Raw genomic sequence first — 14,785 nt, forward strand, 5'->3', positions numbered from 1 at the left:
GTGGGACAGGAGGTGAAACCGTTGACAGCAAGCGACTATCGGTCGAGGTTCACCGAGTGGGACCGGCGGTCCTGGGTGCGCTCCAAGCCCCACCGGGACTCCCCGTTCACCGCGGGCGGGCACTTCTTCTCGGCGGATCTGTGCCCGCTGTCGGCGTGCCCGCCGGTGCTCGCGGCACCGGCCGGTGTCCGCGCGGCGATCCTCGTCCACAGCCTCTACCTGCACCTGGAGTTCACGGTGCAGCTGGAAATGGGGCCGGTCAACGAGATCTGCGCGCTGCTGCGGTCGCCGGGCTTCCTGCCGTGGCTGCCCGCCGCCATGAAGGACGACGTGCTGCGGATCTACACCGACGAAGCCGGCCACGCGGAGATGTCCAACACGCTCAAGTCGGCGGTCATGGCCGAGACCGGGGTGGTCCCGATCGAGCACCGGCCGCGGTTCCTCACCGAGCTCGCCACGCTGTACTCGGCCGAGCTGCCCGCGTACCGGCCGCTGGTCAAGCTGTTCTTCGCGATCGTCTCGGAAACCCTGATCACCGGCACCCTGACCCGGCTCCCGAAGGACCCGTCCGTGCAGCCGGCCGTGCGCGAGCTGGCGCAGGACCACGCCGCGGACGAAGGCCGGCACCACGCGTTCTTCCGCCAGCTGTTCGAACTGCTGTGGCCGAGGATGCCGCTGCCGTTGCGCCGCAAGATCGGCGCGCTGCTGCCCCGGGTGATCCACGCGTTCCTCTGGCCGGACGAGCCCGCGCTGACCAGCGTGCTGCGGAGCATGCCCGGCGAGTTCGACGACCCGGTCGGGATCGTGGCCGAGATGTCCGCGTCGGCGCGGACGCGCGACGGCGTGCTGCGCAACGCGACGCCGACGCTGCGCATGCTCCGGGACAACGGGGTGTTCGAGGATCCGCCGGTGTCGCGGGCTTTTCTCGACGCCGGGCTGCTCCGATGATCCGGGACTACCTGCTGGCGTTGCTGTCCGTGCCGCTGGCGGCCGAGTCCGAGACCGCGCGGTTCGCCACCGGCGCACCGTGGGCCGACATCCTGGCCCGGTGGCTGACCCGGGCGCAGGAGCTGGACACGAGGCTGGACTTCGACCTGTCCCGGCACCCGGCGGGCCTGTCCCTGCGGACGCGGCACCCGCTGGCGGCCACGGTGACGCTGGCCCTGGTCACCGAGCCCGACGTCGTCCCGGAGGCCGACGGCGACCTGCTCGTCGTGCTGGCCTGCTGTCCACAGTGGACAACCGAGTGCGACGACGGTGTCCTGCTGGTGGAGCCGCGCTGGGCGGCGGGACTGCTGCTCGACGACGCCACGCCCCTGTTCTGGGGCGTGGCCGCCGCCGAGCGGCAGCCGTCAGTCCTGGACTAGCCGTTCCAGCTCCGGCACGATCCGCGCCGGTGTGGGGACCTGCTCGACCTCCGCACGCACCTTCTCCGCCGACGCCGCGAAAGACGGCTCCTCGAGCAGTCTCACCAACTGCGCCCGCAGCCCTGCCGCGGTGACCTGCTCGTGGTCGAGCACCAGGCCCGCGCCCTGACCCGCCAGCAGATCGGCCAGGCCGGCCTTGTCCCACATGTTGCCCGGGATCACCAGCTGCGGCACCCCGTGCGCCACGGCGTTCCCGGTCGTGCCCGCGCCGCCGTGGTGGACGACCGCCGCGCACGTCGGCAGCAGGGCGTCCAACGGGACGAAGTCGAACAACCGCACGTTGTCCGGTACCGCCGACGCCGCCGAAACCTGCTTGGCGGTCAGCGTCGCGACCACCTCGACGTCCAGGCCGGCCACCGCGTCGAACAGGTCGTCGACCGAGAACCGGTCCTCACCCCACAGGTCGCGCCGGGACATGCCCAGGGTGACACAGACCCGGCGCCGGGCGGGCGGCTCGGACAGCCACGCCGGCACCACCGACGGGCCGTTGTACGGCACCTGCCGCACCGGGAGGTAGTCCACGCCGACCGGGAACCGGGTCCACGGCGGCAGCGGGTCGAGCGTGCGCTGCCCGAGGACCAGCTCTTCGTCGAACGTGCAGCCGTACCGGTCCAGCTTCCCTGACAGCCACTCCGCCATCGGGTCTCCTCCCCCGGCCCCGCCCAGTGCGAAGAACCGGTCGCGCAAGCGGGCCCAGTGGTCGAGCCCGAACAGCATCCGGACGTGCGCCGCGCCGCTGGCTCGCGCGGCGATCGGGCCCATGTAGGTCAGCGCGTCCCAGACGACCAGATCCGGCTGCCAGGCCCGGGCGAACCCGACGAGGTCGTCGAGCACCGCCTCGTGGGCGAGCCGCTCCAACCCGATCGAGCACCACGTCGTGAACACACCGCGGACGTAGTCCGGGGTGAGCCGCTCTTCCCGGGTCTCGGTGATGTCGAACTCCGAGCCGAACACGGTCTTGTTCGCCGGCCGCTCCTGGGCTTGGCGGCTCAGCGCGGCCAGGTCCAGCGCCGGACCGGCCGCGACCGCCGGGAGTCCGGTGTGGACGATGGCGTCGGTGAGATCCGGCTGGGCGGCGATCCGGACGTCATGCCCGGCCGCGCGCAGCGCCCACGCCATCGGCACCAGGTTGTACAGGTGCGCGTTCGCCGCCAGCGTCGTGAACAGAACCTTCATCGAACTCTCCCAACCATTCCTCGATCGCGTGTGCGGTGTCGCCGGCGTGCTCCTGCACCATCGTGAAGTGGTCGCCGGGCACGTCCAGCACCGTGGGCCAGCCCGGCCGCAGACCGGCCGAGCCCTCGGGCCGTACGAAAAGCACAGGTGTGGTGATCTCCGGCGGCCGGTGTCCGCCGAGCAGCCGGAGGTACTGGCCCATCGCCGACAGCCGGGTGCCGGTGAACGGGCCGAACAGGGACTCTCTTTCCAGCAGCCCCTGCAGCACGCGGTCGAAGAGCCCGTCGACTTCTCCGACGTGCGTGTCGAGCAGCACGACCGCGGCGGGCCGGACGCCCCGCTGTTCCAGCGCGCTCGCGGTGGCCAGCGCGAGCAGGCCGCCCCAGGAGTAGCCCAGCAGCACCTGCCCGCGGGGATCACCCTGGCTCAGCGCGGCTTCGGCCAGCACGCCGGCCAGAGCGTCCACTGTGGCCGGTAGCGGCTCGGCGCCGGCGAAGCCGGGCACCGGCATGGCCTGCACCGCACGCACGTCACGCCAGTGCGCGGCCAGCCGGGCGTACTGCTGGACGCCGCCCATCACCATCGGGGACGGGAAGCAGAGCAGGCCGGTCGGGTTCGGCCCGGTGGCCAGCGGCACCGGCCGCGGGAGCCGGGTGAGCTGCGCCGGCGAACCGAAAGAAGGCCGCAGGCCGCCGGCCGCCTTGAGCAGCTCGAGGCCTTCGGGCACGCGCCCGTCGGCGACGGCCTGGCGGAACAGGTCGCCGAGCAGGTCCGTCGTCGCGGGCGCTTCGGTGCCGAGTTCGGCCAGCAGGTGCCGGGCGAGCCCGGCCGGGGTGTGGTGGTCGAACACCGCACTGGCCGGCAGCCGCAGGCCGGTCGCCGCGTTGAGGCTGTTGCGCAGCTCCATCGCGGTCAGCGAGTCGAACCCGACCTCCAGGAACGCCTGCTCCGGCGCCACGGCCTCGGGCCCGGCGTGGCCGAGCACGGCGGCCGCGTGGCCGCGCACCAGGTCCACCAGGGTCTTCTCCTGATCGGCCGCGGGCAGGCCGGCCAGCCGTCGCCGTAGACCGTCCACATCGGACCGGACGGTCCGGCGCGGGACCCGCGCCCGCGGCGCCAGCTTCGCGGGAACCACCATCGGCAGCCCGGCCGCCAGTGCGGCGTCGAACAACGCCAGCCCTTCCGCGGTGGACAGGCCCTCGAGCCCGGACCGGGACAGCCGCGCGGTGTCCGCGGTGGCGGTCATCCCGCTTTCGTCCGCCCAGAGGCCCCAGGCCAGCGAGACCGCGGGCAGCCCGCGCGCCTGCCGGTGCGCCGCGAGCGCGTCCAGGGAGGTGTTCGCCGCGGCGTAGCTGCCCTGGCCGGCCGAGCCGAGGACGCCCGCGCTGGACGAGAACAGCACGAACGCGGCCAGGTCCAGGTCGCGGGTGAGCTCGTGCAGGTGCCACGCCGCTTCGGCCTTCGGCCGGGAGACCCGCTCGAGCCGGTCGGGGGTCAGAGACTCGATGACGCCGTCGTCGAGCACTCCGGCCGCGTGCACGATCGCGGTCAGCGGACGCTCGGCGGGGATCCGCGCGAGCAGCCGCTCGAGGTCCGCGCGGTCGCCGACGTCGCAGACGACCACCTCGGCGTCGCCGTCGACCGGCGGGTGGTCCTCGCGGCGAGCGGTCAGCAGCAGGTGCCGCACGCCGTGTTCGGCCACCAGGTGCTCGGCGATCCGGCGCCCGAGGGTGCCGGTGCCGCCGGTGATCAGCACCGTGCCCTTCGGGTCGAGCGGCGGCGGCACGGTCAGCACGACCTTGCCCACGTGCCGGGCCTGCGCCACGAACCGGAACGCCTCCCGCGCCTGGCGGACGTCCCACAGCTTGGTGGGCAACGGAAGCAGCTGCCCGGACTCGAGCCTCGCCAGCACGTCGGCCAGCATCCGGCCGATCCACTCCGGCCCGGCTTCGGCCAGGTCGAACGCCCGGTAGGTGACGCCGGGGTGGTCGGCGGGTTCGCGGATGTCGGTCTTGCCCAGCTCGAGGAATCGGCCACCCGGGCGCAGCAGCCCCAGAGACGCGTCGACGAACTCGTTCGCCAGCGAGTTGAGCACGACGTCCACCGGCGGGAACTTCGTGGCGAACTCGAGGTCCCGGGACGAGGCGATGTGGTCGTCCGGCAGCCCCAGCGACCGCAGGGTGTCCCACTTGCCCGGGCTCGCCGTCGCGTACACCTCCGCGCCCAGCTGCCGGGCGAGCTGCACGGCGGCCATGCCCACCCCGCCCGCCGCGGCGTGCACCAGCACCGACTCCCCTGGTCGGACACCGGCGAGGTCGGTGAGCGCGTAGCACGCGGTCAGGAACGCGACCGGCGTCGCGGCGGCCCGGGCGTGGGACCAGCCATGCGGGATCCGCGCCAGCATCCGGTGGTCGGTGACCGCCACCGGGCCGAACGCGCCGGAGAACAGGCCCAGGACGGCGTCGCCCGGAGCCAAGCCTCGGACGTCCGGGCCGATCTCGACGACCACGCCCGCAGCTTCGGCACCGATCGCCCGGTCGCCCTCGGGCACCAGGCCCAGCGCGACCATGATGTCCCGGAAGTTCACCCCGGCCGCCCGGACCGCGACCCGCACCTCACCGGCGGTCAGCGGCCGGTCGGCCTCCGGCGCACCGGCGAGCGTCAGGTCTCGCAGGGCGCCCTGGCCGCTGTGCAGCCGCCAGGAGCCGGCCGGGGGCCGCAGCTCGCCGGCGAGCCGGTCCAGCCGGGGCGCCAGCAGTTCGCCGCCCCGGACCGCCAGCTGCGTCTCGCCGGCCCCGAAGGCCGCGGCGACGGCGCTTTCCGGCAGATCCCCGTCCAGGTCCAGCAGGCCGAACCGGTCCGGGTGCTCCGCCTGCGCGGACCGGACCAGCCCCCAGACTCCGGCTCTGGCGAGGTCGGTCACGTCGTCGCCCGGCCGGGCCGCCACCGCCGCCCGGGTGACGAACACCAGCCGGGCGCCGGTGTCCTGGGCCAGCCAGGCCTGCATCAGGCCGAGCGCGTCCGCGGCGCCGGTGAAGTCCTCGGCGAACACGACCTCGGCCGCCGGCCCGGCCGCCCGCACCGGTACCCAGTCGAGCCGGTACAGCGAGTCCGGTCGCACACCGGTGGCGGCCCGGAACGCCAGCGATTCCACCGACGCCACCGGCGAACCCGTAACGTCGGCCAGGTCGATCGAGAACGCGTCGGTGCCTGCCGGGGCCAGCCGCGCGCGCAGCGTCGACGCCCCGGTGGCGTGCACCGACAGCCCGGCCCATTCGAACGGCAGCAGCCTGCCCCGCCCGGCGGTGCCCAGGACGTGCAGTGCGGCGTCCAAGACCGCCGGGTGCAGGCCGTAGCGGCCGGCGTCGCGCAGTTCCGCGGGCAGGGACACCTCGGCGAACAGCTCGTCGCCGCGCTGCCAGGCCGCGGTCAGGCCCCGGAACGCGGGGCCGTACGCCAGGCCGGCTTCGGCCAGCCGCTCGTAGAGCCCGTCCAGGTCCAGCGCGACCGCGTCGGCGGGCGGCCACTGGGTCAGCTCGAAGTACCGCGGCGGCCCGGTCGTCACCAGGCCGGTCGCGTGCCGCGTCCAGGACTCGGTGTCCGGCCGCCGGGAGTGGACGGCCACCGGCCGCGCCCCGGCCGGGTCCGGCGCGCTCACCGTGACTTGCACCTGCACGCTTTCCCCGGCGGGCAGGGCAAGCGGCGTGGTCAAGGTCAGCCGGTCGAGCGTGCCGCAGCCGGCCTGCTCGCCCGCGTGCCGGACCAGCTCGACGAACCCCGTGCCGGGGAACAAGACCGTGCCGGCCACGACGTGGTCGGCCAGCCACGGCTGGGTTCCCGGGGACAGCAATCCGGTGCACACGATGCTGTCGGACTCCGCCAGGGTCACGGTCGCGCCGAGCAGCGGGTGGTCGGCGGTGTCGAGACCGGCCGACCGCACGTCGGCGGACCGGGCGCCGTCCGGCCAGTACCGCTCACGCTGGAAGGGGTACGTCGGGAGGTCGACGAGCCGGGCGCCGGGCGGGAACGCCCAGCCGACGTCGGCACCGTGGACGTACGCCTCGGCCAGCGAGGCCAGGAACCGCCGCAGGTGCCCCTCCCCGCGGCGAAGCGAGCCGACGCCGACGGCGCCGATGTCGGCGATGCTCATCGTGAGCACCGGGTGCGGGCTGGCCTCGACGAACACGGCGTGCCCGTCGGCCATGGCGGTGCGGACGGCGCCTTCGAAGTCGACCGGCTCCCGGACGTTGCGGAACCAGTACTCCGCGTCCAAGACCGTCGTGTCGAGCAGGGACGCCGTGACCGTGGAGTAGAACGGCACCTCGGCGGCGCGGGGTGTCACCTCGGCCAGCTCGGCCAGCAGCCGATCGCGGATCCGGTCCACCTGAGGCGAATGGGACGCGATCGTGCCCGGCACCAGCCGGGTGCGCACTCCGGCCGTCGTGCAGTCCGCGGCGAACTCGGCCAGCGCGTCCAGGTCTCCGGCCACGGTCGAGGACGCGGGCCCGTTCCTCCCGGCGATCGACAGCCGGCCGTCCCACCGGGCCAGCCTCCGCGTGACCTGGTCGCCCGGCAGGGCCACCGCGAGCACGGCGCCCTTGCCCGCCATGGTCTCCGCGAACAAGCGGCTGCGCGTCACGACGACCCGGGCCGCGTCGGCCGGCGACAGCGCACCGGCGACGCAGGCGGCCGCGACCTCGCCCTGCGAGTGGCCGATCACCGCCGCCGGGTTCACGCCGTAGGACCGCCACAGCGCGGCCAGCGACACCATGACCGCGAACAGCGCAGGCTGCACGACCTCGACCCGCTCCAGCGCCGAGCCGTCCCGCAGGGCAGCGAGGACGTCGATGTCCGAAATGGACCTGATGGCCGCCGCGCACTCCCGCATCCGCTCGGCGAACACGGGCGAGGACTCCAGCAGCTCGGTCGCCATCCCGGTCCACTGCGAACCCTGGCCCGGGAACACGAAGACCACTCCAGTTGACGCCGGCGCGTCGCCGGTCACCGCGCCGAGGTGTGCGAGCAGTTCCTCGCGGCTTTCACCGATCGCCACCGACCGGTGCCGCATCACGGATCGTCCGGTCGCCAGGCTGAAGCCGACATCGGCGGGACTCAGCTCGGGGTGCGCCAGCACGTGCGCCCGCAGCTGGTCCAGCCGAGCCTTGAGAGCCGGCGCGCTGCGGGCGGACACCACCCACGGCACCAACGCCGGCGTGTCCGAAGTGGACACTGGCTCTTCGTCCGGCGCCTGCTCCACCACGAGGTGCGCGTTGGTGCCGCTGATCCCGAAGGACGACACCCCGGCCCGGCGCGGCCGGCCGGTCTCCGGCCAGTCCTCGGCCTCGCTCAGCAACCGCAGCTCCGCCAGCTCGGGCAGGGGGTTGTCGACGTGCAGGGTCTTCGGCAGCACGCCCGCGCGCAGCGCCTGCACCATCTTGATCAGGCCGGCCACGCCCGCGGCCGCCTGGGCGTGCCCGATGTTGGACTTGACCGAGCCCACCCGGACCGGCCCGTACGCGGCCGACAGGGCCTGCGCCTCGATCAGGTCACCGAGGCGGGTGCCCGTTCCGTGCGCCTCCACGACGTCCACTTCGGACGGTTGCAGTCCCGCGTTCGCCAGCGCCTGGCCGATCACGCGCTGCTGGGCCGGTCCGCTCGGCGCGGTCAGCCCGTTGGAGGCGCCATCTTGGTTGACGGCGGAACCACGCACCACCGCGAGCACCTGGTGACCGTTGCGCCGGGCGTCGGAGAGCCGTTCGAGCAGCACCAGGCCGAGCCCGTCGGCGACCCCGAAACCGTCGGCGGCCGCCGAGAACGCCTTGCACCGCCCGTCCGCGGACAGCGCCTGCTGCTTGCCGAACTCGACGAAGATGTCCGGGTTCGCCGAGATGGTCACCCCACCGGCCACGGCCAGCGTGCACTCGCCCTGGCGGAGTGCCTGGGCCGCCAGGTGGATCGCCACCAGGGACGACGAGCACGCCGTGTCCACGGTGATCGCCGGGCCTTCGAACCCGTAGGTGTAGGCCAGCCGGCCCGAGGCGACGCTGTTCATCGTGCCGGTGACCAGGTAACCCTCGACGCTGTCGCGTTCGCTGCCCACGCTTTCGGCGTAGCCGTTGTGGATGGCGCCGACGTAGACCCCGACCGGCGCGCCGCGCAGCGACGCGGGATCCAGCCCGGCCCGCTCGAAGAGCGTCCACGACCCTTCCAGGAGCATCCGCTGCTGCGGGTCCATCGCGAGCGCCTCGCGCGGGGAGATCCCGAAGAAGCCCGCGTCGAACTCGGCGGCGTCGTACCGGAACCCGCCCCCGCTGGGCCCGAGCCCGCCGACGTCCCAGCCGCGGTCGGCCGGGAACCCCGCGATGGCGTCCCGGCCCGCGGCGACCAGCTCCCAGAGGTCCTCGGGAGAGTCCGCCCCGCCGGGCAGCCGGCAGCTCATCGCCACGATCGCGATCGGCTCGTCGACCGCCGTGGTCCGGACGGCGGGGGCCGTTTCGGCCGGCCCGCCGCGCAGTTCCTGGTGCAGCCAGGCGGCCAGCGCCACCGGGGTCGGCTGGTCGAACACCAGCGTGGACGGCAGCCGCAGGCCGGTGGCGGCGCCCAGGCGGTTGCGCAGCTCGACCGAGGTGAGGGAGTCGAAGCCCAGGTCCCGGAAGGCCCGGCCGCGGTCGATCTCGGCCGCCGAGCCGAACCCGAGGACCATCGCCGCGTGCTCGCACACGAGGTCCAGCAGCGCCGGTTCCGAACTGTCCACAGCAGATACCGCGGCGACCTCGGCCACCCGGCGGGTCCGGCCGCGCACCAGGCGCCGCAGCAACGGCGACGTCGAGCGCAGCGCGGCCGGGTCGAACCGGACCGGGACCAGCACCGCTTCCTCCGCGCCGAGCGCCGCGTCGAACAGGGCCAGCCCGTCTTGCTCGGACAGGGGTGCGATGCCCGACCCGGCGATGCGGGCGCGATCGCGTTCGTCGAGCTGACCGGCCATGCCGTGTTCCCAGGCGCCCCAGGCCAGCGAGACGCCCGGCAGGCCGTGGGCCCGGCGATGCTGGGCGAGGGCGTCCAGGAAGGCGTTGCCCGCCGCGTAGTTGGCCTGGCCCGGCCCGCCGAGGATCCCGGCCGCCGAGGAGAACAGCACGAACGCCGAGAGGTCCGCGGTCAGCTCGTGCAGGTGCCAGGCGGCGTCCAGCTTGGGCCGCAGCACCTCGTCGAGCCGGTCCGGCGTCAACGCCGACACCGTCGCGTCGGCGACCACCCCGGCGGCGTGCACCACCGCCGTCAGCCGGTGCGGGATCGCGGCCAGCATCCGCGCGACGGCCGCGCGGTCGGCCAGGTCGCAGGCGACCGTGGTGACTTCCGCGCCCAGGGCGGTCAGTTCCGCACACAGCTCGGGGGCTTCGCCCCGGCGGCTCGCCAGCACGAGGTGCCGGATGCCGTGCTCGGTCACCAGGTGCCGGGCGAGCAGGCTGCCCAGCGCCCCGGTACCGCCGGTGATCAAGACCGTGCCGTCCAAGGGTTCCGGCATGGTCAGCACGACCTTGCCGACGTGTTTCGCCTGGGCGAGGTGCCGGAACGCCTGCTCGGCCCGGCCGAGCGGCCAGGTGGTCACGGGCAGGTGGCCGAGCACGCCCCGGTCGAACAGCTCGACGATCTCGCCGAGCATCTCCCCGAGCCGGTCGGTGCCCGCTTCGAACAGGTCGAAGGCCCGATAGTCGGCCCCGGCGGGTTCGCGGATGTCGGTCTTGCCCATCTCGAGGAACCGGCCGCCGGGTGCCAGCAGCCGCAGCGACGCGTCCACGAACTCCCGGGCCAGCGAGTTGAGCACGACGTCGACCGCACCGAACTTCGCTTCGAAGCCGAGCTCCCGCGACGAGGCGAAGTGGTCGTCGTCCAAAGTGGACGCTTCCTGCTTGCCAGGACCGGCCGTGCCGAACACCTCGGCGCCGAAATGCCGGGCCAGCTGCACCGCCGCCATCCCGACCCCGCCGGCCGCCGCGTGCACGAGCACCCGCTCCCCGGCTTGGACTCCGGCGAGGTCGTGCAAGCCGTAGTACGCCGTCAGGAACACCAGCGGCACCGAAGCGGCCTGTTCGGCGGTCCAGCCGGCCGGAATCGGCGCCAGCAGCCGCTGGTCGGTCACGGTGAGCGGGCCGAACGCCCCCGCGAACAGGCCGAACACCCGGTCGCCCGGCCGGAAGCGGGTCACGCCCGGACCGGCTTCCTTGACCACCCCGGCGCCTTCGCAGCCGACTGCCGCCGTTCCCGGGTACAGGCCGAGGGTGACCATCACGTCGCGGAAGTTCACGCCGGCGGCACGCATCTCGACCCGCACCTCGCCGGGCCCGAGGGGCCGTTCCGCCTCCGGCGCCGGGACCCAGGCCAGGCCGTCCAGCGTGCCCGGCGAAGACACGTCCAGGCGTCTGCTTCCCGTGGCGAACCGGGGTGCGTAACCGATCCCGGCGCGGATCGCCAGCTGCGGTTCCCCGGCGCCGAGCAGGTCCGGCAGGATCCGCGCCGACTCCGGGTCGTCGTCGACGTCCACCAGCAGGAACCGGTCCGGGTGCTCGTTCTGCGCGGACCTCAGCAGGCCCCACACCGGGGCGTTCGCCAGGTCCGTGACGTCCTGGTCGCCGACGGCCACGGCACCCCTCGTGACGAACGCGAGCCGGTCCGGTCGTTCTTCGGCGAGCCACTGCTGTACCTGCTCCAGCGCGCGGCGGGCCGCCCGTCCGCCGCCCTCGGGGAGGTCGGCCCCGGTCTCGCACGTGCTCAGGACAACGTCCGTGGCGGGCGTGCCGGCCGGCACCGGGACCCACTCGACGCGGTACATGCTGTCGCGCTTGGAGTCCACTGTGGCCGGTCGGAGCGCCAGCGAGCCGATCGAGGCCACCGGCAGCCCGGTGCCGTCGGCGATCTCGAGGGCGACCGCGCTCGGCCCGGCCGGGGTGATCCGGACCCGGACCGTCGACGCGCCGGTGGCGTACAGGTCGACGTCCTGCCAGGCGAACGGCAGCTGCGCGAGGCCCGCGTCGCCCAGCGGCCCCAGGCCGATCGCGTGCAGGGCCGCGTCGAGCACCGCCGGGAGGTGGGCGTCCGGGAGCGTGACCTCGGCGAACACCTCGTCCCCGCGCCGCCAGGCCGCGCGCAGGCCCTGGAACGCCGGCCCGTAGCGGAGTCCGGCGTCGGCGAGCCGGTCGTAGTGGTCCGCGACCTCGAGCGCGACGGCATCGGGCGGCGGCCAGTCGGTGAGCCGGAAGGTCTCGGGCGCGCCGGCGGACAGCACGCCGCTGGCGTTGTGCACCCACTCGGAGCCGTCGCGGGAGTAGATGGTCAATTCCCGCTGGTCGTCCACCCGCAGCTGGAGATCGAGCTCGCCGGTGGCGGGCAGGACGACCGGGGCGTGCAGGGTGAGTTCGGCGACCCGGCTGCAGCCGACCCGGTCCCCGGCCTGGACCGCCAGCTCCAGCAGCGCCGTGCCCGGCAGGAGCACCGAGCCCAGCACGGCGTGGTCGGCCAGCCAGGGATGCGACCGCAACGACAGCTTCTTGGTCAGCAGCAAGCCGTCGACTCCGGCCAGCTCGACCGAAGTGACGTCGTCCTCGCGCGGCGCGTCGAGCCAATACCGCTTGCGCTGGAACGCATAGGTGGGCAATTCCACCTGACGTGCCCCGGTGCCCGCGAAGTACTTGGTCCAGTCGACCGGGACACCCCGCCCGTGCAGCCGGGCCACCGCCGTGACGACCGAGTGCGGCTCCGGACGGTCCCGGCGCAGGGCGGGCACCAAGACCGCGTCGGTCTCCCCCACGCAGTCTTGGCCCATGGCCGACAGCACTCCGTCCGGCCCGATTTCCGCGAAGGACCGGACACCGAGGTCGAGCAGCGTCCGCATGCCCTCGGCGAACCGGACCGGTTCCCGGACCTGGCGCACCCAGTACTCCGGGTCCGTGACGTCCCCGGCGGCGATCCGGATCTCGGGCGGCCGGAAGGACAGGCCCGCGACGACCCGGCGGAACTCCGCGAGCATCGGCTCCATCCGCGCCGAGTGGAACGCGTGGCTCACCCGCAGCCGCTTCGAGTCCGCGAAGCGGGCGGCCAGCGCCAGCACGGCGTCCTCGTCGCCGGAGAGCACCACCGACGCCGGGCCGTTGACCGCCGCGAGGTCGACGCCCTCGCCCAGCAGCGGCCGGACCTCCGCCTCGGTGGCCCGGACCGCCACCATCGCCCCACCCTCGGGGAGTGCCTGCATCAGACGTCCGCGCGCGGACACCAGCGCACAAGCGTCCACAAGGGACAGCACACCTGTGACGTGCGCCGCTGCGATCTCGCCGACCGAATGTCCGAGCACCGCGTCCGGGCGCAGCCCCCACGACTCCAGCAACCGGAACAGGGCGACCTCGAGTGCGAACAGGGCGGGCTGGGCGAACCCGGTCTGCTCCAGCGACTCGGCGTCCGTCCGGAGGTCGAGGTGAGCGCCGATCGCGTCCCAGGCGCGGGCGAACACCGGGAAGGTCGCGGCCAGCTCACGCCCCATGCCCGCCCGGTGGGAGCCCTGCCCGGAGAACAGGAACGCGACTCCGCCGGTGACCGCTACTTCGCCCCCGACGTGGTCGAGGGCGGTGATCAAGCTGTCCCGGTCGTCGGCGACCACGAAAGCGCGTTCGCCGAGCATCGCCCGGCCGGACAGGGTGTGCCCCACGTCCAGCACGTCGACGTCGGTCCCGGCCAAGTGGGCCGAGAGCCGTTCGGCCTGGGCGCGCAACGCCGCCGCGCTGTGGGCGGACAGCAGGCACGGCACCGGCCCGGCGAACGCGACGCGCTCACCGGTCTGTTCCGGCGGGGCCTGTTCCAGGATCGCGTGCGCGTTGGTCCCGCTGGCACCGAACGACGACACCGCGGACCGGCGGACCGGGCCCGGCCACGGATGCGGCTCGGTCAGCAGCTCGACTGCGCCCGCCGACCAGTCGATCTGCGCCGACGGGGCGTCCACGTGCAAGGTCTTCGGCAGCGTGCCGTGCCGCATGGCCAGGACCATCTTGATCACGCCCGCCACGCCGGCGGCCGCCTGGGTGTGCCCGATGTTGGACTTGACCGAGCCCAGCCACAGCGGCTCAGCCCGGTCCTGGCCGTAGGTCGCCAGGAGGGCGTGCGCCTCGATGGGGTCGCCGAGGGTGGTGCCGGTTCCGTGCGCCTCGACGGCGTGGACGTCGGCGGGGGTGAGCCGCGCGTCGGCGAGGGCCTGCCGGATCACGCGTTGCTGCGCCGGACCGCTCGGGGCGGTCAGCCGGCTGCTGGCCCCGTCCTGGTTCACGGCACTGCCCCGCACCAGCGCGAGCACCGGGTGGCCGTGGCGGCGGGCGTCGGCCAGCCGTTCGAGCACCAGCACCCCGGCGCCCTCGGCGAACCCGGCGCCGTCCGCCGCGGCGGCGAACGCTTTGCACCGGCCGTTCGGGGCCAGTCCGCCCTGCCGGCTGAAGTCGATGAACGTGCCCGGCGTGGCCATCACCGCCACGCCGCCGGTCAGGGCCAGCGAGCATTCCCGGCGCCGCAGCGACTGGCTCGCCAGGTGCAGGGCGACCAGGGACGACGAGCACGCGGTGTCGACGGTGACCGCCGGGCCTTCGAGGCCGAAGGTGTAGGACACCCGGCCGGACACGACGCTGGGTGAGCTGCCGATGCTGAGCTGCCCCTCGAACCCGTCCGGGATCCGGTGCAGGCGGCTGGCGTAGTCCTGGTACATCACGCCGGTGAAGACGCCGGTGTCGCTGCCCCGCAGGGAAAGCGGGTCGATCCCGGCGTTTTCCAGGGCCTCCCAGGTGGTCTCCAGCATCAGCCGCTGCTGCGGGTCCATCGCCAGCGCCTCGCGCGGGGACACGCCGAACAGGCCGGGGTCGAACAGGGCGGCGTCGTGCAGGAAGCCGCCGTGGCGGGTGTAGCTCGTGCCGGTGCGGGCGGGATCCGCGTCGTAGAGGGCGTCGAGGTCCCAGCCCCGGTCGGCGGGGAACTCCGAGACGGCGTCCACGCCCTGGGAGACCAGCTGCCACAGATCCTGAGGGCTCACCACCCCACCGGGCAGGCGGCAGCCCATGCCCACGATCGCGATCGGCTCGGCCGCCGCCGACCGGGCCTCGCGCAGCTGGTCGCGGGTCTGCTGCAGGTCGGCGATGGTCCGCTTGAGGTAGTCGCGC

3 protein-coding genes and 1 pseudogene are annotated in these 14,785 nt (G+C 74.1%); 2 read left to right on the forward strand and 2 right to left on the reverse strand.

The window, feature by feature from the left end; genetic code table 11:
- Positions 1-21: 21 nt before the first annotated feature.
- Both QSK39_RS19925 and QSK39_RS19930 read left to right on the forward strand, forming a co-directional pair.
- Positions 22-948, forward strand: coding sequence for a diiron oxygenase (locus tag QSK39_RS19925; protein WP_285479257.1), 927 nt, complete (start codon positions 22-24; stop codon positions 946-948).
- Positions 945-1,367 carry a hypothetical protein gene (locus QSK39_RS19930; protein WP_285479258.1) on the forward strand — a complete coding sequence of 141 codons (423 nt, stop codon included), beginning with the start codon at positions 945-947 and terminating at the stop codon, positions 1,365-1,367. The genes QSK39_RS19925 and QSK39_RS19930 overlap by 4 nt, the downstream gene beginning before the upstream one ends.
- Here the strand turns inward: QSK39_RS19930 and QSK39_RS19935 are convergent.
- The gene (locus tag QSK39_RS19935; protein WP_285479259.1) at positions 1,353-2,603 is read right to left on the reverse strand and encodes an activator-dependent family glycosyltransferase; all 1,251 of its coding nucleotides are present in this window, start codon (positions 2,601-2,603) and stop codon (positions 1,353-1,355) included. The two genes, QSK39_RS19930 and QSK39_RS19935, sit on opposite strands and share 15 nt — an antisense overlap.
- Before the next feature lie 310 nt (positions 2,604-2,913).
- Positions 2,914-14,763: pseudogene (locus tag QSK39_RS19940) on the reverse strand (SDR family NAD(P)-dependent oxidoreductase); the annotation flags it as partial.
- Positions 14,764-14,785 lie beyond the last annotated feature (22 nt).

The sequence above is a fragment of the Amycolatopsis sp. NBRC 101858 genome (assembly GCF_030269325.1).
Lineage (GTDB): Bacteria > Actinomycetota > Actinomycetes > Mycobacteriales > Pseudonocardiaceae > Amycolatopsis > Amycolatopsis ponsaeliensis.

Excerpts from the sequence above, each read along its gene's own strand:
- QSK39_RS19930 (WP_285479258.1), top strand. The coding sequence starts at position 945 with ATGATCCGGGACTACCTGCTGGCGTTGCTGTCCGTGCCGCTGGCGGCC.
- QSK39_RS19935 (WP_285479259.1), bottom strand. The coding sequence starts at position 2,603 with ATGAAGGTTCTGTTCACGACGCTGGCGGCGAACGCGCACCTGTACAAC.